The following is a 23,304-nucleotide window of genomic DNA, read 5'->3' as shown; positions in this document are numbered from 1 at the left end:
CATTTCAAGAAAATAATTCAGGGGAATTACATGGTATTAACTAACAACGGTAGTGAGCGATTATTTAAAAAATCGTCGTTAACAGTTGCGCTAAGTAGTGTATTACTTGCGGGATTTTCATTTCAAGGTATTGCAGCCGAAGAGGATGAAATAAAAAAAATAGAACGAGTTCAAGTAACTGGTTCTCGTATTCGTTCAGCTGAGGCTATGTCCTCTGCGCCAATACAAGTTGTAGATAGCGCTGCAATTGATGCATCTGGCTCTCTTAATATTCAAAATCTATTATTAGATAACCCTGCATTCGGTTCACCAGCTATTAGCCGTACTAATTCGAACTTCAACACAGCAAGCGCTGGTGTTGCAACGGTTGATTTACGTGATTTAGGCTCAGAAAGAACATTAGTACTTGTTAATGGTCGCCGTTATGTATCGGGTTTACCTGGCAGCTCAGCGGTAGATTTAAACACTATTCCTAGCCAGTTTATTGAGCGAGTTGAAATTATGACTGGTGGCGCATCATCAGTATATGGTTCAGATGCAGTAGCAGGTGTGGTTAACTTTGTTTTAAAAGATGACTTTGAAGGTATCGAATTTGAAGGCCAATTTGGTGAATCAAAAGAGGGTGATGATCAGTCTCGACAATTTTCTTTTACATCGGGTCTAACCAGCAATGATGGCAAAGGCCATGCAATGTTCCACTTAGGTTATTCCGATCAGGGTGCTGTTTATTCTCGTGATCGTGACCGTTCTGCCGTGGATCAAATTGCGCAAATAGCATTTGAAGATAACAAGACAGGGCAAGCTAATAATATTTTTGAAGCGATAAGTCCATTCTTTTCATCATTTCCACCACAAGGTCGATTTGATGCAGGGGATACTCGTTTTACATTTGATCAAAATAATAATCTACAAGACTCGTTTAGTACCAATGGTAGCGATGGCGTTGCTGCAAATGGCTTTAACCGAAGTGGTGTTCGTACAATCGCGATTCCAACAGAGCGTTACTTATTTGCATCAAATGGTAGTTATGAACTAAATGATAAACACAGCTTTTTCTATGAAGGGACATATGCATCTAGCACAACCCGCTCAGAGCTAGAACCATTCCCATTTGCGTCTGATGATATTTACGCGAATGGTCGTGTTCCTATCGAATTTGAAGTTAACGGAGAGTTGTTGCGTAATGCCTTCGTACCTGATGATATTTATAATGCAGCAACAGATACAGATGGTGATGGTAGCCGAGATATTTTCTTTGCAAAGCGTTTGAGCGACATTGGTAACCGTGGAGCACGTGCAGAGCGAGATACGTTCCGTATTGCATTAGGTTTCCAAGGTGAGATCAATGATAATTGGTTTTACGACACTTATTATGTATATGGTAAAACAAAAGAGTCACAAGTATCAGGCGGTTTAGTTAACGTACAAAGTTTTCGTCAAGGTTTAGAGGCTGTTAACGATCGCTTTGACTTAGATGAAGATGGCATAATTAACGAAGCGATCTGTATTGATGAAACAGCTCGCAGCTTTAGCTGTGCGCCGGTTAATATTTTTGGCTTTAATTCATTATCGCAAGATGCTATTGATTTTGTACGCGCTCCGAGTTCACTTTCAACGTCAGTTGAGCAAGAAATTGTGGGTGGTAACATCTCAGGTGATTTATTTGAGTTACCAGCAGGAACCCTGGGTATTGCTGCCGGTTTTGAATATCGTGAAGAGTTTTCTCGTAGTGAATTTGATGCACTACAACAAGCAGGTCTAAATGCAGGTAATGCAATTCCAGCAACAGAAGGTTCATTTGATGTAACTGAATATTATGTTGAAGCAAATATCCCATTGCTTGATTCTGTCACTATGAATGCAGCAGTACGTTTATCTGATTATTCTACAGTTGGTAATACTGAGAGTTGGAATGTAGGTTTAGATTGGGAGGTGACAGATAGTTTACGTTTACGTGCAACTCGAGCACGCTCGACCCGTGCGCCTAATATTGATGAATTATTTTCTCCACCTTCACAAACCTTTCCTAGCGGCTTAACTGACCCTTGTCGCGGTGTGGGAAGTAGTGGTAATGGCGCTGTGGGTGATGCGTGTCGTGCAGATACAGGTATTGCTAGTAATATTGCAACTAATGGTGAGTTCACATTGGGGCAGTCAGATTTGCAAGGTATTAGTGGCTTTAACCGTGGTAATCCAGATCTTACAGAAGAAGTAGGTAATTCAGTGACGGTAGGTGTGGTATTTACGCCTGAAAACTTGGTTTCTGGTCTTGATATTACGTTGGATTATTTTGATATAGATATAGACGACGCAATAGTTTCTACCCCTCGTCAGTTTATACTTGCACAGTGTTATGGTGGTGGTGATGAAAGTCTTTGTGATTTTATTACTCGTCGCACCGCACCATCAGGTAATAACAGTGCTGGTTCACTAGAGTTTATTGATAGTGGTGTAACAAACAGTGGTGGACTGAGCACTGAAGGTGTTGATTTAACGTTAACTTACGCTACGGATATAGGGCCCGGTGCATTCAAAACCCGCCTCGCATATACCTATTTAATTGATGGTTACAGTATCCCATTACCGGGTGAAGCTAAAGATGTATTTGCGGGTGAAATTGGTGCGTCTGAGCATAAAGCAAACTGGAACTTTGGCTATAAAATTAATGACTTTGATTTTAACTGGAGTATGACATTTACTGGAAGTGCAGATTTTGATGATCAATTTTTAAATGGCTTTGATAATATCCCAGCAGGCTCAGTTGGTGTTGGCTCTGTAACATACCATGATATACAAGCAAGCTATCATATTAGTGATTCAATGGAGTTATATGTCGGGGCTAATAACTTATTTGATAAAGAGCCACCGAGAATAATATCAGGAGTGAGCGGTTCTGATACGGGTACTGAAACTGATGCGGGTACGTATGATCCAATCGGTCAAACTATATACATTGGTTTTAGAAGTAAGTTTTAATCAATAATAGCAGTATTAGCTTCTAGTATTGTCCATTTAAACCAAAAACAACGCCACTGATCACTGGGGTATTGTTTAGTATTTCGAGATGACTAATATAGTCGACGAATCGTTTACGATTTATCCCTAATTAAGCCCTCTATGAGGGCTTTTATCTTTTTTAGATTAAAATTAATCTAAGTACGCTTTTAACATCCAAACCAGTTTTTCTTGCTCTGAGATGTAATCACTCATTAGTGAGGCTGTGCCTTCATCGTCTGCATCACCTGCTTGGTTTAAAATATCGCGCTGCATGTGAATTAACGTACTGTAACCAGCGAGTAGGTTCTCTACGGCTGTAACACCATCACTAATACCTTTAGCTTCTTTAATTTTACTTACTTCGAGGTAATCAGAAAATGCATGTAATGGAGCGCCATCTAACGTCAAAATACGTTCGGCAACTTCATCTACTTTTAAAAGTAATAAGTTATAAATTTCTTCAAATTTAACGTGTAGCTCAAAAAAGTTACGGCCTTTAATATTCCAGTGAAAACCACGCGCATTCATGTATTGAATTTGGTAGCTGCTTAATAGCGTATTGAGTGATTTTACGATGTCATCACTTTTTGCACTGTTTAGACCTATTGCGTTTACCTGTGACATAACTTGCTCCTTGAATAACCGTTGATTTGTGAACTTGTGATAAGTATTACTAATTTCGATGAATTAGTAAAATCGTTTAAATTTATCTGGTTAATCGTTTTAACCTATCAACTGTTCTTGGTATCTGTATTCACTTTAGACTATTAATAGAAGTGGGACTGATTAATAAAAATACTACCCCTCAAAAATAAATAAAACTTAAAAGTATATAAATCATGATCTGAAACAAACTTTATTCAAGGTAATAACTTAGCTATTTTTTTATTGATGTAGGTCAAAAATCATCCATCCTAACGGCGCATAATAATGTTGTCGAAATAATTAGGAGAGATAACATGCATGCAAAAACAGCGAAACAAAATAAAGCAGAGTTGATCGTGGTAGGAATTGCAGTCATCGCATTTGTGCTTGGGCTAGTAGCGCACTTAGCAGGTGCAAGCTTTGCTAATTCAGACTTTTTTGGTTACATAGCAGCGCCCATTCCGCTGATACTGGCAGTGGTATTTTTAATTAGTTATAAAATAGCAGCCAATGCTGAGGATTAATCTTTCTCGCTTAAGCATTTTAAAATGTAGTCGACCACTTCGCGTGAGTAAATCATACTGGTATGGCTTAAATGGAACACTTTATGTTCAGCCATACCTTTGAGCTTAGTTTCATCAAGTAATACAGTGCCATCTGATTTACTGCCTTTAACTATAAGGGGCATTAAACCAATGGGTAAGTCACCTGCAATACTAAAAAGCTTCGCTTTAAACGGCCAGTTACCATTTTGTGTAAGCAAAAATTCAACGCTATTTTTTAAAAAAGACTCAAACCCTTTTTGTTTCATTTTTTGTGCAATATGGCTACCTTGATGGGGCGTGCCTAAAGTAACTACTTTTGTAATGTGTTGGCTTGCAACTGAATTAGCTTCTAGGTATGCGCGAGCGACTAATCCGCCCATTGAGTGACATACGAGTGCAGAAGGTTCACCTGCAATAAATTCATCAATTTGAGCAAAAATAGCATCGCGGTTTGGATCAAGCGTATTATAAGTAAGGTTTAATACCTTAACACCAGATTCTTCCAAGCGAGAGCACAGTGGGCGCATAACAAAGCCAGACATATACAAGCCATGTAAAACAATAACGTGTTTAACTTTCATATGCTCCCTAATACCAATTTTATTAAAAACATGATCATTCTAGCGTATTAAATAATCCGCTACCTGCGTTAAAAATTATTTAGATAGAACAACTATGTGTCATAATTTTCGCCTTGTTATCGACTTATTTATTTGTCGCTATAATAGATAACTAATTTAATGCAATTGGTATAAATACCGTAATTACATTAACTGTAGCGGTTTTACTTCAATATTAGTTGTATCGGTGTTTACCCACACTTCACCATCTTGAATGGTAATGGCGAGCTTGATACCACGATCAACCAAAGCAGCAAGTGCTTGTGTGGCTGCATAATCAAGGCTAAAAATACTCAGGTTTTTAAATTCATACAATTTAGGTTGGTGTTTTTGCCACCAAATTGCTTGATTGTTTTCACCATAAGTATATAGCACCACTTTTTTAGATTTATTACAGGCTTTTTTAAGACGTTTTTCATCTGGTAAGCCAAGTTCAATCCATAGTTCTATTTCTTCACTATAGCTTACATGCCAAAGTTCAGGCTCATCATCAGCACTTAATCCTTTAGTAAATTCTAAACCATCACAGCTATTGAGTGCAAAAGCGAGTAAGCGAATCATTAACCGTTGGTCGGTTTCTGACGGATGTTGTGCCAAGGTTAAACTAAAATCTTGGTAAACGTGGCGGTCCATATCGCTAAGCGATAATTGCACCTTCATAATGGTGGATTTAAGAGCCATAACAACTAATCTAAAAAAATTTGCGCCAGTATAGCGCAATTAAATGAATTGCCAGTTAAAATAGCGGTTAATTATACGTTAGGAGTTAAAAATGGCTATCCAGTGGTTCCCTGGGCACATGAATTAACTTCCGTAGTTGTTTGTTGTGGTTATTTTACGTTTATAATATCAATGACTTGGTTTTATTTTGTTCCGCCACCTTCCGTTGTTTGATAGCTAAATCCGAATGTTACAGTACCCCACTCAGTACCCCCGACTATAAAAATACTATATACTCACTTTATTAACTGAATATATAGGTTCTGCGAATTATGCGTTTAACTGATCGCAAGATAAAATCAATTGTAGCCACAGGTAAAGAACAAACCTTTTCAGATGGTAACTGTCTAGTATTACGTGTTAGAGCGAATGGCACTAAATCTTGGCGATTTAAATATACAGTTAATAAAAAAGTCACCAAGCTTTCCTTAGGTGCATACCCTGCTGTGACTCTTGCTGAAGCCCGAAGTGTGGCAGTAAACTACTTGCAGCTTTTAGCTAAAGGCATTGACCCTAAAGAATACGAAAGTACTAAAAAGGTTGAAGCGAGTAGAAAACTAGCTAATACATTTTTAGCCGCCGCAGAGCTTTGGTTTGAACGTAAGCAGCCTAATGTGACGGCTAAGCATGCCGCTAGAGAGTGGCGAACACTTGAGATGTATATTTTCCCGAAAATGAAGGGCATGCCTTTAGAAAGTATTACAGCGATTGATACCATTGAAATACTTAGACCGCTTGAGACTGACGGTAAACACTCCACTATCAATAATATTTGCCAAAGCTTAAATCAGATCATGGATTACTCGGTAAACCATGGCTTTATCAATGCCAATCCACTAGCAAAAATTATAAAAGTATTTACTAAAAATACTGCAGAGCATATGGCAACGATTAGACCTGAAGAACTACCTGATTTTTTAACCGCTCTGAATGGCTCACAAACTATTCAAAACAAAACCAAGCTTTTAATTTTGTGGCAATTGCACACTATGACTCGCTCAAATGAAGCCGCAAGCACTAAGTGGGCAGACATTAATATTGAAGATGCTTTATGGGTTATTCCGGCAGAAAATATGAAGGGCGGAAAAATGCACCGAGTACCCTTAACCCCAAGCACTCTAGCAGTACTAGAACAAATGAAACCACTCAGCGGTCACCATGAATATGTATTCCCGAATGGGCGCAATAAAAAGAGCCATGCAAGCTCCCAAACGGTCAATAATGCTATAAAGAAAAGCTTGGGTTATAAAGATAAGCTGATGGCTCATGGAATGCGCTCCATAGCATCTACAGCCCTTCATGAAAAAGGTTACGATAGCCTGCTAGTTGAAGCCTGCTTAGCTCATGCAGATAAAAATGAAACAAGAGCAGCATATAACCGCTCTGATTATCTTGAAAAACGTAGGTCTATAATGAGCTGGTGGAGTGAGTTCATTTGCGAAGGCATGCATTAAAAATAGCCTGATTGATTCAAGCTATAATACGCCCTTATCATTATCAATAATCAACTTAATTAAATATTGAGTCATGCTCATATTTCTTACTTCGGCGTTTAATCGTAGTTTATTATAGTCACTGGGGTTCAAATTTAATGTTACTTGTTCTTTATTAAATTTACGTCTTTTGGCTTGTCGCCAAGCATTTTGAAATAATTCTTTATGATTATTTTTACTCAAGTATTTATCTAATTTATCTGAATTCCCAGATTCCAAATATTGCTCAAAAGCCTTTGCATGAACTGGTGAACTTTTAGAAAGATACGCGACTGCCCATATCTCAAAATACTCTCTATGTCTGACATCTAACCCATTAAAAAGTGATGAAACTACACTTATTTTGTTGGTACTTGTGTTACTCATTGCTAACTAATTCCATTACCTGTAATGTTACCTGTATCGTTACCTGTATCGTTACAGGTAATGTTTTTCAAAACTGGAGAGTACTATTAAATCTATATTAAGTGAAGAAGTTTTTAATTTGCCCCCTAACTCCTTCTGGATTTTTATGAAGCTGTACTTATGTCCAATATTTGAACTTGAAGGAGAACAGTTGAGGGGTTCTTTAGCAGAACTTAATAAAATGATTGGTGTTAGTTCTAGAGATTTTAAGAACTGCCTCGATGAGTTAGTACAAAAAGATTTAATAAGGCTCGCTCATAATGTCAGTGTAATTAAAAGAGGATGCTCTCCACAAAAAGTAATTTTATTAGGTGAGGTTAAAGAGTTTTTAGTTCAGAGTTATGATGATAAATCACTTGCGGATATCCGAAAAGTTTTAGCTTTTAAAAACTCAAATGACTCAAAGCTTATGATTAAAGAAAAGGCTCTCTTACTTTATTGTTTGCTGATAAAAGACTCGGTAGCAATGAGCGAAGTGTATATAAAGAAGGCATTTGATGTGAAGATTAAGAGTACTAATGAAAAGTTCAGTCAACCTGACTTTGGGTTTCAGAGTGTAAATAATATAGACTTTGATAATAGTAGTCGCATATTCAGAATTGAAAAGAAAAATAGCCATAGGATGGTCATGCAAAGAGGAGATAAAGGATTACTGGTAGTTTTACATTTACAGGAGCCGGATGAAAAATCAGAAGCAAAACTAGAATATGAGCAAATAATTATCGGCATTGAAGGCGTTACAGGAGCGCCATCACTGAATAAACTTTCTACTCTAATAAGAAGTTACTTTGAGTACTATCGAATGTATAAAATGGAGGGGGCAGAGGAATACATTGTAAGGGAAATGGGCAATTTTGGTTTTATTAGTGATAGAGATAATAATCGCGAGTTTATTGGGAGCTTAAGAAAGGATTGTAAAGGCTTTGACGCTAAAACTAGAGACCGAATAAGTGATGAGGCTGGATTAAAGCTAATTATAAAGGAAAAATACTCTGTCGCAGAAAACACTCAATTTCGAAATTATATTCTTGCTCTTAAAAAAAGTTGTTATTCAGATGCTTACTTGAAAAAAATAGCCAAGAGTGTAGTGAAATTGATTTTCAAAAGAGAGCACTACGAGAGTGGCGATTACTTTTTCCGTGCTGTTTGTGACTTTTATGTATTGCTTTTAAAGCGCTTAGAAGAAAGATTATCAGACGATTTTTATAAAGAAGGGTTAAAAACTATCCATGTTAACGATGATAGACCAGTCTGTTTTAATGTTTGTGTCTATGCAGATGTAGGGAACATTAAGTTAACTCGCTCCCTGTTGTTTCAAAATAAAGTGTTTAAGGTTTAGTTAATTTGCCTCCTCGTATTGGACTAACTTCAGAGTGAATAAAAAGTAGATTAAAAGGTAGCTTCCTGCTCTTTTTTTGATTGACTAAAGGTATGCCTTTATTTTAGAAAACCATTATTTCGTATAGTTAATATACATCTAGCATTATGTATTTAAAGCACTTAATTATTTGATGTGTTTTTTTACTTTAATTCTCCTTTGTATGAAATATACAAACTTATGGAGAAAAGTAATGAGCTATAGAAAAGTTGAAAGAAATGCATTTGATGAACGTTTTCATGTATTAACCACATATAAGCAAATTATTGAAGCAGAGCTTAAGAGTGCATTCGATAGCAATAAAAGAGTGTCTATAATTCGTTTTGATTTACATATACCTAAGCTGTGCAGGGGACAAGACAATCCACTTACTCAAAGTACCGGATTGATGAAGAAGTTTTTTGGTTCTTTAGTTTCAAAATTAAAGGTTAGTTTCCTTATTGATGATGTTTATCGAACGCAATGCTTACGTTACGCTTGGGTAAAAGAGTTTGGTGAAAATAGTGAGGTTGAACACTATCATATTTGTTTGTTTATGGACCAAGATAAGTTTGGTTTTATAGGAGGTAGTGAATACACATCGAGGCTTAGGGAAAATAAAAAAGTAAAGAAAAAGTCATTAAAAACCTGCATATTCGAAGCTTGGGCTAGCGTTTTTGGCTTAAGTGCTAACTTAATCTTAAGTAGCGTTCATTTTACTAAAAAACCTGTACATTGGATTAGTTTTCGTGATTATGAGGAGGGAAATGAGGTATATAAAATTGCTGTTAAACGCTTAATGTATTTGGCTAAACCAGAAACAAAGTGCTGGAGAGGGGACGGTCTAAAATCAATCGGAACTGGTTGCATGACGATAAAAAACTCTATTAGACCTAGAGCTTTTAGTATTAAGGACTAGGAAAGTAGCTATGCACGGCTAAGAAATTACTGATAGTGATTTAACCACTCAAGATTTTGAAGTCGATAAGTGGTTAAATCAAATCTGAGTTAGTACGCTTTAGTCGTCTTCTTCACAATCACACTCATGTTTTTTAACTAAGCAGTCTTCACAGCCAGGACACTCACAATTACTTCCCATTTGTTCGCAGTTATCACAAATTTTATCTAATGGATCCATGTTCTTACCTTTTAATTAATACGATATGTCTGACACAGTGAATACTAGAGTGAGATTAAAAACAAGTATGTAATCAATTAAATAGAAAAATTTATCTAAATAGGGGGCAGTACTGCCTCCTTATTTTAATCGTCATTAATAACGTCACGTAAAATAATTAAAATTGCAATTACATGAGTGACTAATTGTGCAGTTTTATTACGTCTAAGCATTCAACCTCCTGTTTTAGTTGAGCTAATAAATTAAGTTCAGCAAAAGAGGCGTATGAGTTACCAATTATTAAATGATCCAATACCTCTACATCTATTAACGACAGAGCTTTAATCAGCTTACCTGTTATGAGCTTATCCGCTGTAGACACCTCCACGCTCCCAGAAGGATGATTGTGCGCTAGTATGACACTAGCTGCATTAACCCTTAATACGTCCTTTACAACCTCTCTGGGATACACTGAGGCTGAATTAATTGTGCCAAAAAAAAGCTCTTTGTATTCAATAATTTCATTGTTATTGCTCAAGTAAATTATTGAGAATACTTCTCTCTCATAGCTACCTAATTTCAGCTTTAAAAAATCTACAGTTGAACTTGGGGAGCTAATTCTGCCTTCCCTTTTTAATCGTCGAAATAATATTCTTGATGCCAAATCAACAATTTCATCGTCAGTCAAAATTGTATTATTTGTGCTTGGTAGTTGCTGGCTTTTTAACATGTGGACCTCTTATGAATTGTTTGCTCATAAAGGTGATATAGATTTCAAAATATTTGGAATAGTGGGTGGGAACTTAAGGAAGCCCAGAAGTATTTTTTTACACAACTCCCTCATTAGATGACAAAAATTAGGAGTCATCAAATGCGTTTAATTAAATTAAAAGAAGTTATACAAAAAACATCACTTGGCCACTCAAGTATTTATAAATTTATTTCTGAAGGCACATTCCCAAAGCAAGTATCGCTAGGTGCTAAGTCGGTGGCATGGGTTGAGTCAGAAGTGGATGACTGGATAATGGAAAGAATAGGGGATAGGAATATTTAGTGGCTGATTCGCTTTATGGCTTTAAGGGTGGGGGGAGGCACTGAAATCTGCTATGGCATATATTCTAGCTTATGGCATGCTACTCACCTTTAAACATAGGGACGTGTGAAATGAACTCTTTTTATAGTGGCTTAGAAAAACAGCTTTCAGGCATGGATGGCGGGAACATCAATGCGCCTTTATGGCTTTCAGGTCTAGAATGGGGTAGCGCTGATGAAAAAGTTACCTTAGGGATAACCCGACCAACCCACAACGTAGCAGGCTATTGCGTTCCTTATCTTTCCGATGAGTGGAAAACTGAAAACCTAAATTTTTACAAGTGGCAATTCGACCAAAAAATAGCAAAAATTCTTTGTAGGGCCTTTGAATATGAAGGTGAGTATAAGGAGTACATGAAAAAGCACTACTGTAATTTTGATTCAAATGAGTTTAAGTTAAATCTGTTCCCACTTCCTTGCAAGAATATGAATACTTGGACTGAGGAACATGTCGAACTCACTAAAACTAAGATTAAATACCACTATCAAACATACTGTTCAATTACTCGGTTTAAATTGTTTAATGCCTTAGTAAAACAGTTCCAACCAAAGGTCATAGTTTGCTTTGGGCCAAAGTATACCGAAGAATATAAAATGGCATTTTGGGGCGATACTTATAATGAAAACGAATGCGCGGAAGAACGAGTATCTCTAGGGAGCAAAAACGAGTTAAGAATATTTAAAGCTAACGGATTGCCAGTATTAGTGCTTGCGCCTTTTCTAGGGAGAAACTTAGTTGCTAATGTTGAGCTAGATAAATTGGGAAAAATAATAAAAGTTTATCTTTGAAAGTACTTAACTATTTGATCTTTGGACGTCAAATCATTAAGTGTCAATGGTGGATGAATTCTATAAATCCTAAGTCATGGAAGGGATTTTAGTAAAGATGATTTAATTAAATCATCTTTACTATACTAATTATTTTGTATGGATAAATTACATTTTTATATCGCGTAATATTGCCTTAATGTTTTTTATTAAGGCTTTTTCTTTAATATTACTTGTATGGTCAGCTTTTAAAAGCTGGTGGGCTATGCTGTGGCATGTTGGGCACAATGTAACTAAGCTATCGATAGATACTTTGCTTTCCTTAACCATACTGATAGGGTTGAGGTGGTGGCATTCGACCACTTTATCTTGGTAGTGAAAGTTACAAGCTTTGCAAGAATATTTATCGTATTTTTTTCTTTCGTTTGCTATCGCTTTATTTCTGGATCTCGCTAAAACTTTACGCTCTCTGAGAACCCCTTCAATTATTATTTGATCTGGCTTTTCAATATCTTCAAGCTCTATATCATCAAATATTGAAGGCTCTTCTGATATGATTGTATTTAAAAAGCTCTTAATTTTATTAGGTTTGTTTTGTTTCCAAATATCGGCTAAGTTTATTCGCGATATGTTAAGAACATTTAAAGACCCTTCATCTGCAATTAACATATTTACTTCATTACTATCTGTGTAGTTCCAGAAATCAGTCAAATTGAGCCTTTTATCCCCTCTTGTCTCAGCTTTATATAGAGAAGCTAATGATTTTACTGATTTATCTAATGTATGAAAGTAAACATCTTTTGTTACCTTTTGAGCCTTACCTCTTTCTTGATCATCGTAGTTATGAAACCCAACTCTATGAAAGTATTCACTGATGATTTTCGTTGCATCAGTAATTTTTTTGTTCTTCATTGTTTGAGTTGTTGCTAGGAGAGAGAAGTCAACACCTTTACTTTCTATAAAGTAAATAGACTCTTTTTCTTTAATTGATAAGTTTGCGGGTTTAATTCTATTTGCTTGTGTCATGTGAGTCCCTGCTTGATTTTTTATTTATCTTATCTGATGAATGAAGTGACTTCCATGCTAAAAGCATTAGCAATCAATATTTTAAACTTAACGATTACTTTATTTGCATTAATAACTATAGTTTCTCAGTAAAATATTTAGGGCTGGCTATTAGTAAAAAGGTTGCAGAGTGTAATTGCCTGTGAGTTTAAATAAAAACTATCGTGATCTTATTTAATATTGTCCTGGATTTAGGTTTGGGGTTGAGTTAAACTATCAGCAATTAAAGTTTCGGAGTGTTTATTTGTGCGGCATATTGAGCTGTTTGCAGGCTGTGGCGGCCTTTCATTAGGTTTAGAAAGTGTGGGTTTTGAGTTTGTCTTAGGCAATGAATTATCACCTATGGCAGCTGAGACGTTTGCTTATAATTTTTTTAATGAAAACTTAAGTGATCTTGCTAAAACCCAAGCAAAGCCGAAACAAGTGAAGTGGATTAATAGTCGCAACGATGATTTGAATGCAAGATTACGAGAAAACCCTTTTGAGTTTCCTACTATTGATGAGAGTGGTTACAGCGATTTACCTGCTGATATTCGTGAATACGAAGGCAAGTTATTGGTTGGTAGTGTCAGGGAGTTAAACACCCTTTTATCACAACGACCGGATCTTGCTGATGCGTTACATAATAGCTTTGGGAGAGGCGAGCTAACTCTTGTTTCTGGTGGCCCACCTTGTCAGAGCTTTAGTATGGCAGGTGCACGTAAAAAAGACTGTGAAAAAAATACCTTACCTTTGGAATTTGTTTCTTTTGTACAAAGTACTCGGCCGCGTTTTGCGTTGCTTGAGAACGTAACAGGTATTTTAAGAGCATTCCAAGACGATGACGGTAATAAGTTTCACGCATGGTATGAAGTCGCTAAAGCTTTCGCTTCTATTGGGTATGTACCGCTTTGCCTTCACGTTAACGCTCGTTATGTAGGTATTGCGCAAAATAGACCTCGTTTCATTCTTATAGCTATTCGACAAGATGTTCATGCTGATATTATAGAAGCGCAGCATCTGAATGCTCAAAGCCATAGTTTGCTCGCTTCATCCTTGCCGTTTTTTAATATGGTGCAAGAAAAAGGAGCTGAATTAGAATTTGGTCATTTAGATTACTTTGATGTTGATAAACAACCAAAGGTATTCGAAGAAAGCTTTTTAGCCGAACTTATCAATGGGACTCAGATTTCTGTTAGTGAGGCAATTGATGATCTTCGAGGTGAGGGTATAGAAGCATCTAACTTTGTTACTCAACTTAACAGTACCTTTGAATTACCATATAGAGGCGCTATCCCTAATCATGATAAGCGTGCCAATGGGGAACTTGTGCAAAGGCGCTTTAGGCTTTATCAGGTGTTACAACAAGTTGGAAGTAAAGCTGTAAGCAAAGAGGTATTCGCTATTTTAAAAAGTGAATCTACAACCCTTAGTAGTGATGCATGGGCTGCACTTTCGAAGTATGAGTATTTAAATTTAGATGGTGAATTAGAGCTTATCAGCAGTCTTCAAAACTTTATTAATTACCTAAGGCTTCATCCGACTAAAAAACAAACACAGAAAGCGTTGGCTCCAAATTTACCTGCACCAGCAGCTTTATCTATTCCTGATGATGCATGTCATTATCATGCAGATGAACTTCGAACTCTTACTGTGAGAGAAATGGCACGTATACAGTCTTTTCCTGATAACTTCGAGTTTCGTTCTAAAGTAACTACTGGCGGTAAAATGAGGCGTTATGAAGTGCCTCAATATACTCAAGTTGGTAATGCTGTTCCACCGCTTTTAGCTAGGAAACTAGGTTTGATAATTGCAAAGTTATTGTAATTTAATTTAGTCTTTCCAGAACATTCTTAATCTAACGGTCCCAGCAGTACTATTAAAGCACGCAAAGCTACTTGTTTTTTACATGTTGTTCAAAGTTATATGAATATTATTCCAATGATAATATTATAGACAATGTAGTTTCTATAAATATAAAAGTCACATAGGCTTAGTTTATGAGTCGTTTTTAAATAAAAATTTATTATAAGGAAATTTACTTTGAGTATTAAAGCCAGTCAAAAGGAAGTAAGTGATTTGTCAACGGGGCCAAGTGATGAGGATTTAGTAAGTGAAATAAAAAACGGTAAATCACAAACTGCTAAATTAGAGACTGATGATAAAGTCTTGGCAAGGGTAACCGATGGTATATATCGAGTGCCTGGTTCAGCAATTCGTGAACTAATTTCGAATTCTTATGATGCTGATGCAGAGAATGTAGTTATCAGCACAGATGTCCCCCGATTCAATTCAATGACAATTCGGGATGATGGTAATGGAATGTCTGTTGATACTCTTGTTAACATGATTCGTCATATTGGTGGAAGTGCAAAGAGAACATCAAAGGGTAAGGGTCTTGAGGTTACAGATGCTAAAGATACCTCTTTAAGCCCGAAGAAGAAAAGAAAGTTAATTGGCAAAATCGGTATTGGTATCTTCAGCGTTGCTCAGTTAACGCGCGACTTTGAGATTATCACGAAACAAAAAGGTGATGAGTATTATTCTAGAGCTAAAGTTACTTTATTTAATTATTCAGATGAAAATATTACCGAAGAGGCTGAGAGGGGACAAAGCTTCCAAACAGGTAATGTTGAGATTTGGACTGAACCAACAGAAAATATAAATGCACACGGCACGGACATAATATTAAAAAATATAAAAAAAAGTGCAAAAGAGCAATTGCAAAGTGTCGAGGTTTGGGGTCTGAAAGAAAATGAAACAGATAAAACCGATGACGATGAAGATGATATCCAAGACTCTTCAAATGCAATTTTACCCAGCTTTCATGTTGGCTCTATAAACAGTGATGAAGACGGAACGGATGTTTATGATGTGCCTGAAAGGCAGCACCCTAACTTACCTTGGGATATAAATACGGATCCAAAAGAAAAATTTTCACTTTTATATAATGCCATTTTAGAAAAAACAAAAAATGCTGTTAGCCCTAAATTAAGCCATGTTCTAGATAATTATTTAGACATGATTTGGAGTCTGGGCCTTTCTATCCCATTACCTTACATTGAAAAGCACCCGTTTAGTCTAACTTCTAATGATGTATCGGATATTTTCGCTTTAAGTAACAAAAAGAAAGGTCAAGTAACAGACATTTCAGATCTATTAAAAGATGGAAAGGGTTTAGGGGAAAAACTTGGTTTTATATCCCAGAATGAAAAAAGTGACTTTAATGTCACTATCGATGATATTCAGCTTTTTAGACCAATAAAATTCACAGATTTACCTGAATCAAAAGCAGTGGTTAAAAAACCTATTTTATTTGTTGGGAAATATGAAACAGAATTTTCTGAAATGGATATTAAGGACTCTGCGGGTGGGTTATCTTTTGAAGCTTATATCTTGTGGAGCCCTAAAGTTAGTCCAAAAGACCATAATGGTTCGTTGATTAGAATTAATAATGCTTCAGGTATTATGTTCGATGATAGCTTTATGAAATATCAGGTTGCTGAACAGACTATTAAAGGACAGTTAATAGCTGAAATTTTTGTCCATAAGGGCTTAGATTCAGCTTTAAATATAGATAGAGAGTCATTTAATGTAGCCCACCCACATTATCAACTTGTCATGAAGTGGTTACATAGTGCGATTAGGCAGGTTATCAATAAATATAAAAAGATAAAAAAAGATAAAAAAATTGAAATCGTTGGAAATAACGCCAATGACTTTTCAAGGAGGCTGAATTCAATTGTTGAAAAACGCTATATTGCAAATAAAAGAGATCCACGCGAGCGATCTAATTTAGTTGTTTCAAACCCTGCAATAGAGAGCGATGGAAGCAAAGAGGTTCAACCTATTAGTTTTAATGAGGATTTAAAAAATACTAATGATAATTTTCTTATTTCAAATAATAAGTTGTCTGAGGTTTTCGAAAGTATAAAAACGAATAAACCTAAGCAGCTACAGCTTATGAGCAAATCTGAAGCTTTGTTACAGATATTAGATTCATACGGAATACTTGATAATTTAACACTTGAAATACAGGAAAGCCTAGTAATTGATCTAATTGAAATAATGAAGATGGAGGGATGAAAATGGATTTATTTAATTCAGATGAGGTCTTAATTGGAGAGGATACGTTCGGAAAAGTATCTAGCCCTCAATCTAATGCTTTTAAACCTTGGCATAAACCAAGAAAACAATACATTAGAGATAAGCAATGGCTTTTTCAATTTAAGAGACTTCTTGGCTCCAGAGCTTATAGAAGCATTGATACAGTTAATTACTTTGGACTGCCGGGCGGGGACTTGCTAGATGTAAATTTTATATTTGATGGCGTTGAAACTAGCAAGGACGCAAAAGGTAAAACATTTGGATTTCATGGCTTTATTAATAATGAAAGTGATCATAATAAAGCGCAGATAGAGCTCTCTAAACTTCTTGATAAAAAACATATAGATCAACGCTCTAAAATAGATCAGTTTCAATTCGAAGATTTGCAAAAGACAAACTCAGAAGCATGGTCACGAGTTAAAAACTTTGGGACTTATCACTTTATAAATTTAGATTTCTGTAACAATGTAATGTCTCCAGAAACATTGGTATCAATCTTTTATTTACTCAAACATCAGATCCATAGAGTAGCGGATATGCCATGGTTATTGTGTATTACAACGCGTTTAAACCGTGATAGCGCAAAAGAGGGTATCATAGAGAGATTTAATAAAATACTGTATCAATATTTAGGTACTGACTTGCTCAAGAGTAAAATTCAGGAGTGCTTTTCTGAAGTGGAAATATATATTGCAGAAGAAAAGGACTTAACATCATTAGAAAGCAAAGAGCTAATGAATCAGGTACTACAAATTGGTTTAGTTATGTGGATTCTAATCGAAGCATTACAAGAAGGGTGTGAGGTTACTTTAAAAAGTAGCTTCAAGTATTCAGTTAACCTCTTTGATAGAGAATCAGATATGCACTCTTACGTATTCTCAATAGAAAAGAAAACTAAAGAAGCTGACTTATTGGGACTTGTTCAATCTGAAAGTGGGAAAAATAAAGAAGTAGATTTTGAGTCTTGTGCATTACAAGTTCTCGATAAGCTTTCTTCTAGCTTAGATATAGATACTCACCTAGAGAATAATCAGGATGACTTAGAACACTATGCAGATGAGATGATCCGGCTTTTGAATAAATGTAGTTATGATACGGAAAATTACAAAGATATAATGGCCACAGAATATGGATACGAATTTAACTCATAAACTATACAATTAAAAACTATTTGGGGAAGGCCTGCAGTGCCTTCCTCAAATAAAAACAATACTTCCCAAATGTTTATTCTTAAGTACTAACTTTAAAGCAGTATAAACTTCACACTCAAAGATCACTCCATGGTCGTCCATGTAAATCTCAGGCCCTTCGCTAGTTCCTTCATTAGTAGCCCTAACTATTACATATCTAGGTGTATCTTCCTCTCTTTGCTCTATGTCAGCATAATCAACCCATAGTACATAATACTGCTCGCCTACTTTAAAATAGAAGCTAGGGCAAAGATCATTGTGCCAACTCTTATCTATTAGATAAGGGTGATTTTTTAAGTCAAAGCCTAGGTCAAAGTCTTGACCAAATTCTTGTTTATATAACTCCATTTTTTACTCCTAAAAATAAATACTAAAGCAGGTGCAAACGCACCTGCTTCTATGCCGGTTAGTTAAAGTGGAAAGCCTAAATCTTTTTCTGTGAGGTAGTAGCAGTTATCTTCTTTGTTAAGGCCTAGAGAGCTTGCATATGCGGGAGTACCCTCAATAAAGTATATTTTAAGATGAGGAGTAGGGTTTTGGATATTCTCTATTTTAACGTTACCTTGAATCAGTTGTTTGCTTGGTATATTCAAGATTTTTGATACACCTCTTACTATAGTTACGTTGTGCCCAAGTTCTTTAATAAACTTGTCGTTGTAAATTTCTAGCTCAGCCCTAACTATGCCTTTCTTTTTCCAGTCCCTTAAAGGGCCTGACCATATATTTGCTAATAGTTTAGATTCTCTGTTAAATTTGCTGGCTTTCCAGATTCTTACTTTATGCGAACCATCTGCATAATGAATAACTATTTCAGCTTTCTGTACTTTGACTAACCCAGATTTAAATTCATCAGCATCTAATCCACGATAGCCACCGTCGATTTGCTCAGTAAATGTCAGCTCGGGCTTTAACTCAGCAGTACTTTCTTTTGAGTTTTCTACTAAATCAAGAAGACGATTAATAGCTCTGTCAGCTGTGTCATTAAATCCCGCAGCATGTTTTTCTAATCTTTCATAAGTACACTTAGAGATCGAGAAACTAACTAAATTACTATTCATATATAAATACCTGTAAATTAAATCATATTTGATGTTTTTTATGATATTGATGCGAGAGTCCTTAGTCAATCATTGTTTTTATCAAATATGATTTAAAATATGGTTTTATTATAAACTTATGCAATAGAGGTAGTAAATGCTGTAAACTTAAAGCTATTAGTTGAGGTGATAAATCGAAATTATTCACCCAGTACCCCACACAGTACCCCATGGTGTTATGGGTTGAAATAAAAGGTTTATAAATCAAATGAGTAGAGTAGGAATACAGTGGTTCCCTGGGCATATGAATAAAGCCCGTAATGAAATTAAAGAAATAATGCCACAAATGGATGTGATCATTGAAGTGCTAGATGCGCGCATTCCCTACAGTAGCGAAAACCCGATGGTGGCAACCTTGCGTGAAGGTAAGCCAGTTATCAAAATAATGAACAAAGCTGATTTAGCTGATCCTAAAATGACGCAAATTTGGAAGGATTATTTTGAACAAGAAAATGGCGTTAAAGCGATTTCTTTTGGTCACGATAAAGCAGCTGAAGTGCATCGTATTAATGAGCTTTGTAAAAAGTTAGTGCCGCATAAAGTAGGCGCCGATAAGCAAATAAAAGCCATGATAATGGGTATTCCTAACGTGGGTAAATCTACGTTAATTAATGTACTGGCTGGACGTATAGTTGCAAAAACAGGTAATGAACCTGCTGTAACGAAAGCACAACAACGCATTAAGCTTGAAGACGGTATTATGCTTTACGATACGCCAGGTATGCTTTGGCCAAAAGTAGAAAACGAAAACTCAGGTTATCGCTTAGGCGCTACAGGTGCCATTCGTGATACCGCACTTGAGTATGAAGAAGTAGCAAGTTATACCGCTGAATATTTATTACGTACTTATCCTGAGCTTTTAAAAGCGCGCTATAAAATCGCTGAACTTCCTGAAAGTGACTGGGAGTTTGTTGAAATGGCAGGCAAAAAGCGTGGTTGTATTCGTGGTGGTAACCAAATAGACACGTATAAAATGTCTGAAATACTAATCAACGAATTGCGCGATGGTATTATTGGCCGTATTACGATGGAAACTCCGCAAATGCGTGAGGAAGAAGAAGTAATGGTTGCTGGTTTACGCGCAGCTGCAGAAGCTAAAAAACAAGCTAAAGAAGAAGAAAAGCTTCAGCGTCGAGCGCGAGCACGTAAAAACCGTCGTTAATTGATTTAGTTTAATTTAACCAACTAAATTACAGACATAAAAAAAGCCCGTAAGGGCTTTTTTAGTTTCATATCTACCGTCACCGATATGAGCAATGTAGCAAGTAAAATAGTAGGGCGGTTACTCGTCATCAACATCAAGGGGCGTTGCGGTTCATAACAAGTAACCATAGCTGTTAACGTGCGCCACACGTTGTTTCAGGGTCGAGAAACAAATCAATTCATTCCGTTACAAGCCAGTATGTTTGCCGTCTTGTTGATAGTGATTATCAGTTAGATTCAAGTGTCTGTCAACACCCAAATGCAAATAATTCTTATTATCTTGTTGTGCAACTTGTAAGCTGATGTAAAGCATGAAAAAATTGCGACTATTTAATTTTTCTTCATCTTGGGTGATATATGCGGTGATTAAATCGCTCTTAGTTTAAACAAGTATTAGTTTTTAAAGATTAGTAATTTCTGAGTATATATTAAAGTTTTAGCTGTTTAAGCTATGGTAGTGTGTTGTTCCAAAATAACGAAATAACTTTATGTACCTAAAGTTAGGGCGAGAAAAAAATAGTGTTTTCATTATGTTACATGCGATTCTCAACTTGAAATACAAAATAGACCTTGCGCATAAAAAAAATATATTGAATTGATTGCATTTTAAGCGGCTTGCATGGTGATGTTCGCTTTAAGTAATGTTATACTCCTGCCGAATAATTTATCGACTTTATTAAGAGTAAAATTAATGGCAGATTTATCGAAGTACAGAAACATTGGTATTTTCGCGCACGTTGATGCGGGTAAAACCACGACTACTGAGCGTATCCTAAAGCTTACTGGTCAAATCCATAAAACAGGTGAGGTTCATGATGGTGAATCTACTACTGACTTCATGGAACAAGAAGCTGAGCGCGGTATTACTATTCAGTCTGCGGCTGTAAGCTGTTTCTGGAAAGATCACCGTTTTAACGTTATCGATACTCCTGGGCACGTTGACTTCACAGTAGAAGTTTACCGTTCACTTAAAGTATTAGATGGCGGTGTTGGTGTGTTCTGTGGTTCTGGTGGTGTTGAACCACAATCAGAAACTAACTGGCGTTATGCTAATGATTCAGAAGTTGCACGTATTATCTTCGTAAATAAATTAGACCGTATGGGTGCTGATTTTTACCGTGTAACTGAGCAAGTACGTAAAGTACTTGGTGCTGTACCACTAATCATGACTTTACCAATTGGTATTGAAGATGAATTTGTTGGTGTTGTAGATGTTTTAACTAAAAAAGCATACGTTTGGGATGACACTGGTCTTCCTGAAAACTACGAAATTACAGACGTTCCTGCAGACATGGTAGAAAAAACTGACGAGTATTATGAAATGCTTGTTGAAACTGCCCTTGAGCAAGACGATGAACTACTTGAAGCTTACATGGAAGGTGAAGCACCTTCTGTAGAAGACATCAAGCGTTGTATCCGTAAAGGTACACGTGAGCTTGCTTTCTTCCCTACATACTGTGGTTCTGCGTTTAAGAACAAAGGTATGCAGCTTATTCTTGATGCTGTTGTTGATTACCTACCATCTCCTACAGAAGTTGATCCTCAACCTCTTATGGATGAAGAAGGTAACGAAAATGGCGAATTTGCAATCGTTTCTGCAGATGAACCTTTCAAAGCGTTAGCATTCAAAATAATGGATGACCGTTTTGGTGCATTAACATTCGTACGTATTTACTCAGGTAAACTAAATAAGGGTGACACTATCCTTAACTCGTTTACTGGTAAAACTGAGCGTGTTGGCCGTATGGTTGAGATGCAAGCAGATGACCGTAACGAATTAACTAGCGCACAAGCTGGTGACATCATTGCTATCGTAGGCATGAAAAACGTGCAAACTGGTCACACTTTATGTGATCCTAAGCACCCAGTAACACTTGAGCCAATGGTATTCCCAACTCCAGTAATCTCGATTGCTGTACAGCCTAAAGATAAAGGCGGTAATGAGAAAATGGGTGTTGCTATCGGTAAAATGGTTGCAGAAGATCCATCTTTCCAAGTTGAGACTGATGAAGATTCAGGCGAGACTATTCTTAAAGGCATGGGTGAGCTTCACTTAGATATCAAAGTAGATATCCTTAAGCGTACTTACGGCGTAGACCTTATTGTTGGTCAACCACAAGTTGCTTACCGTGAAACTATCACTCGTGAAATCGAAGATAGCTACACGCATAAGAAACAATCTGGTGGTTCTGGTCAGTTTGGTAAAATCGACTACCGCATCAAGCCAGGTGAAGTTGCTTCAGGCTTTACGTTTAAATCATCAGTTGTTGGTGGTAACGTACCTAAAGAATTCTGGCCTGCAGTTGAGAAAGGCTTTAAGTCAATGATGGGCGAAGGTGTTCTAGCTGGCTTCCCAGTACTTGACGTTGAAGTTGAACTTTTCGACGGTGGCTTCCATGCCGTGGATTCATCTGCAATCGCGTTCGAAATCGCTGCTAAAGGCGCTTTCCGTCAATCGATCCCTAAAGCGGGCGCACAACTTCTTGAGCCAATCATGAAAGTTGACGTGTTCACTCCAGAAGATCACGTTGGTGATGTTATCGGTGACCTTAACCGTCGTCGTGGCATGATGAAAGACCAAGAAGCTGGTTTAACAGGCATCCGTATTAAAGCAGATGTACCGTTATCAGAAATGTTCGGTTACATCGGTACACTACGTACAATGACATCGGGTCGTGGTCAGTTCTCTATGGAGTTCTCACACTACGCTGCATGTCCAGCTAACGTAGCTGAAACTGTAATAGCTGCAGAAAAAGAGAAAAAAGCTGCTAAGTAATTAGCTCTTTAACTCTTTAAAAAAACCCGCACATGTTGCGGGTTTTTTATTGCCTATAATTTTTGGATAAGAATATGCCAAGGAGGAGTAGCTCTATATTTTTAATAAAAGCATGTTCATTTATGTGG

20 protein-coding genes are annotated in these 23,304 nt (G+C 36.6%); 12 read left to right on the top strand and 8 right to left on the bottom strand.

Features of this window, described 5'->3' with window-relative positions; all coding sequences use genetic code 11:
* Positions 1-30 precede the first annotated feature (30 nt).
* Positions 31-2,976, top strand: a complete 2,946-nt coding sequence (locus NRL14_RS15600; protein WP_306725086.1) for a TonB-dependent receptor domain-containing protein — start codon at positions 31-33, stop codon at positions 2,974-2,976.
* Positions 2,977-3,147: 171 nt separating this feature from the next.
* Here NRL14_RS15600 and NRL14_RS15595 read toward each other — a convergent pair whose 3' ends face one another.
* The gene (locus NRL14_RS15595) at positions 3,148-3,621 is read right to left on the bottom strand and encodes a Dps family protein (protein ID WP_007377885.1); all 474 of its coding nucleotides are present in this window, start codon (positions 3,619-3,621) and stop codon (positions 3,148-3,150) included.
* A gap of 335 nt (positions 3,622-3,956) precedes the next feature.
* Between NRL14_RS15595 and NRL14_RS15590 the strand changes: the two genes are divergently transcribed.
* Positions 3,957-4,166: a hypothetical protein gene (locus NRL14_RS15590; RefSeq protein ID WP_007579816.1), complete on the top strand. Its 210-nt coding sequence runs from the start codon at positions 3,957-3,959 to the stop codon at positions 4,164-4,166.
* Here the strand turns inward: NRL14_RS15590 and NRL14_RS15585 are convergent.
* Positions 4,163-4,768 (bottom strand): alpha/beta hydrolase, encoded by a 606-nt coding sequence (locus NRL14_RS15585; protein ID WP_033030961.1) that lies wholly within the window; start codon positions 4,766-4,768, stop codon positions 4,163-4,165. The genes NRL14_RS15590 and NRL14_RS15585 overlap by 4 nt on opposite strands.
* Before the next feature lie 183 nt (positions 4,769-4,951).
* Positions 4,952-5,488 carry a YaeQ family protein gene (locus NRL14_RS15580; RefSeq protein WP_149605357.1) on the bottom strand — a complete coding sequence of 179 codons (537 nt, stop codon included), beginning with the start codon at positions 5,486-5,488 and terminating at the stop codon, positions 4,952-4,954.
* A gap of 311 nt (positions 5,489-5,799) precedes the next feature.
* Between NRL14_RS15580 and NRL14_RS15575 the strand changes: the two genes are divergently transcribed.
* Positions 5,800-6,981 carry a tyrosine-type recombinase/integrase gene (locus NRL14_RS15575; RefSeq protein ID WP_306725085.1) on the top strand — a complete coding sequence of 394 codons (1,182 nt, stop codon included), beginning with the start codon at positions 5,800-5,802 and terminating at the stop codon, positions 6,979-6,981.
* Positions 6,982-7,002: 21 nt separating this feature from the next.
* On the opposite strand, the gene NRL14_RS15570 is transcribed toward NRL14_RS15575, so the two are convergent.
* The gene (locus NRL14_RS15570; RefSeq protein ID WP_306725084.1) at positions 7,003-7,386 is read right to left on the bottom strand and encodes a hypothetical protein; all 384 of its coding nucleotides are present in this window, start codon (positions 7,384-7,386) and stop codon (positions 7,003-7,005) included.
* Between the two features lie 145 nt (positions 7,387-7,531).
* Here NRL14_RS15570 and NRL14_RS15565 point away from each other — a divergent pair, with 145 nt between their 5' ends.
* Positions 7,532-8,764 carry a hypothetical protein gene (locus NRL14_RS15565; RefSeq protein ID WP_306725083.1) on the top strand — a complete coding sequence of 411 codons (1,233 nt, stop codon included), beginning with the start codon at positions 7,532-7,534 and terminating at the stop codon, positions 8,762-8,764.
* A 232-nt stretch (positions 8,765-8,996) separates the two neighbouring features.
* Positions 8,997-9,701 (top strand): inovirus-type Gp2 protein, encoded by a 705-nt coding sequence (locus NRL14_RS15560; RefSeq protein ID WP_306725082.1) that lies wholly within the window; start codon positions 8,997-8,999, stop codon positions 9,699-9,701.
* A gap of 400 nt (positions 9,702-10,101) precedes the next feature.
* Here NRL14_RS15560 and radC read toward each other — a convergent pair whose 3' ends face one another.
* Positions 10,102-10,629 (bottom strand): DNA repair protein RadC, encoded by a 528-nt coding sequence (gene radC, locus NRL14_RS15555; RefSeq protein WP_306725081.1) that lies wholly within the window; start codon positions 10,627-10,629, stop codon positions 10,102-10,104.
* Between the two features lie 141 nt (positions 10,630-10,770).
* Between radC and NRL14_RS15550 the strand changes: the two genes are divergently transcribed.
* Together NRL14_RS15550 and NRL14_RS15545 are read left to right on the top strand one after the other, a co-directional pair.
* Complete coding sequence (locus tag NRL14_RS15550) at positions 10,771-10,953, top strand: AlpA family transcriptional regulator (RefSeq protein WP_306725080.1); 183 nt, start codon at positions 10,771-10,773, stop codon at positions 10,951-10,953.
* Between the two features lie 110 nt (positions 10,954-11,063).
* A complete protein-coding gene (locus NRL14_RS15545; protein ID WP_306725079.1) occupies positions 11,064-11,780 on the top strand; it encodes a hypothetical protein in 717 nt (238 codons plus the stop codon).
* Positions 11,781-11,927: 147 nt separating this feature from the next.
* Here the strand turns inward: NRL14_RS15545 and NRL14_RS15540 are convergent, their stop codons facing one another.
* Positions 11,928-12,785, bottom strand: coding sequence for a hypothetical protein (locus NRL14_RS15540; RefSeq protein WP_306725078.1), 858 nt, complete (start codon positions 12,783-12,785; stop codon positions 11,928-11,930).
* Between the two features lie 285 nt (positions 12,786-13,070).
* On the opposite strand from NRL14_RS15540, the gene NRL14_RS15535 reads away from it, so the two are divergent.
* The 3 genes from NRL14_RS15535 to NRL14_RS15525 all read left to right on the top strand — a co-directional run bounded on the left by NRL14_RS15535 (position 13,071) and on the right by NRL14_RS15525 (position 18,061).
* Positions 13,071-14,630 (top strand): DNA cytosine methyltransferase, encoded by a 1,560-nt coding sequence (locus NRL14_RS15535; RefSeq protein WP_306725077.1) that lies wholly within the window; start codon positions 13,071-13,073, stop codon positions 14,628-14,630.
* Between the two features lie 216 nt (positions 14,631-14,846).
* Positions 14,847-16,889, top strand: coding sequence for an ATP-binding protein (locus tag NRL14_RS15530; protein ID WP_306725076.1), 2,043 nt, complete (start codon positions 14,847-14,849; stop codon positions 16,887-16,889).
* Positions 16,890-16,891: 2 nt separating this feature from the next.
* Entirely contained in the window at positions 16,892-18,061 is a 1,170-nt protein-coding gene (locus NRL14_RS15525; RefSeq protein WP_306725075.1) for a hypothetical protein, read from the top strand.
* A gap of 45 nt (positions 18,062-18,106) precedes the next feature.
* Here NRL14_RS15525 and NRL14_RS15520 read toward each other — a convergent pair whose 3' ends face one another.
* The gene (locus NRL14_RS15520; RefSeq protein WP_306725074.1) at positions 18,107-18,448 is read right to left on the bottom strand and encodes a hypothetical protein; all 342 of its coding nucleotides are present in this window, start codon (positions 18,446-18,448) and stop codon (positions 18,107-18,109) included.
* A gap of 62 nt (positions 18,449-18,510) precedes the next feature.
* The gene (locus NRL14_RS15515; protein WP_306725073.1) at positions 18,511-19,158 is read right to left on the bottom strand and encodes a hypothetical protein; all 648 of its coding nucleotides are present in this window, start codon (positions 19,156-19,158) and stop codon (positions 18,511-18,513) included.
* A 247-nt stretch (positions 19,159-19,405) separates the two neighbouring features.
* Between NRL14_RS15515 and ylqF the strand changes: the two genes are divergently transcribed.
* Both ylqF and fusA read left to right on the top strand, forming a co-directional pair.
* Positions 19,406-20,359, top strand: coding sequence for a ribosome biogenesis GTPase YlqF (gene ylqF / locus NRL14_RS15510; RefSeq protein WP_306725072.1), 954 nt, complete (start codon positions 19,406-19,408; stop codon positions 20,357-20,359).
* Positions 20,360-21,091: 732 nt separating this feature from the next.
* Complete coding sequence (gene fusA / locus NRL14_RS15505; RefSeq protein WP_007378013.1) at positions 21,092-23,176, top strand: elongation factor G; 2,085 nt, start codon at positions 21,092-21,094, stop codon at positions 23,174-23,176.
* Positions 23,177-23,304: the final 128 nt, after the last annotated feature.

Source organism: Pseudoalteromonas sp. 20-92 (genome assembly GCF_030847595.1).
Taxonomy (GTDB): domain Bacteria; phylum Pseudomonadota; class Gammaproteobacteria; order Enterobacterales; family Alteromonadaceae; genus Pseudoalteromonas; species Pseudoalteromonas fuliginea.
This window is presented reverse-complemented; position numbering and strand designations above follow the sequence as displayed.